The sequence below is a fragment of the Vibrio sp. 1727 genome, from assembly GCF_033344415.1.
Taxonomy (GTDB): domain Bacteria; phylum Pseudomonadota; class Gammaproteobacteria; order Enterobacterales; family Vibrionaceae; genus Vibrio; species Vibrio alginolyticus.
Window position 1 is genome coordinate 1 of record NZ_JAWPOT010000461.1, and the last position, 591, is coordinate 591.

The following is a 591-nucleotide window of genomic DNA, read 5'->3' on the forward strand; positions in this document are numbered from 1 at the left end:
TTGCCATTGATGGTCACTTCTTTGATGTACATGTTGTCTGGACCGTTGTTCTCAGCCGTTACCGTGAAGGTGCCAGAGCCAATGTCTACTGTCGCTTTATCGAAAATCGGACGACCGATGCTGTAGGTTGGATCGGTTGGCGAGATTTGGTAGAAGCCCAGTGCTGACATCAAGTACCACGCCGACATTTGACCTACGTCCTCGTTACCGATGATGCCGTCTGGCGTCGGTTTGTAGAACTGGTCGTAAACTTGGTCTAGGTATTCCTGCGCCTTGTAAGACTCTTCAGTACGGTTGTACAAGTAGATGACGTGGTGCGAAGGCTCGTTACCATGAATGTACTGACCTATGTAACCTGTCATGTCTTGGTGCGCTTCGCCGCCATTTGGATCGGCAGTAAATAGGTTGTTCAGCTTGTCGTTCAGACCTTGCGTGCCGCCCATGATTTCAGTCAGCTTGTCTAAGTCTTGCATAAACGCCCATTGCCACTGCCACGCGTTACCTTCTGTGTAGTAGAACGCGTCAGATTTGTAAGGGTCGAAGTCAGTTGAAGCGTATTTCAGTGCACATGGGTCGCCTTCTTTCAGTTCT

1 protein-coding gene is annotated in these 591 nt (G+C 49.6%); it reads right to left on the bottom strand.

Annotated features, from left to right (window positions below):
* A partial coding sequence (locus R8O10_RS26355; RefSeq protein ID WP_318192116.1) for a glycoside hydrolase domain-containing protein occupies positions 1-591 on the bottom strand: 591 nt, incomplete at both ends.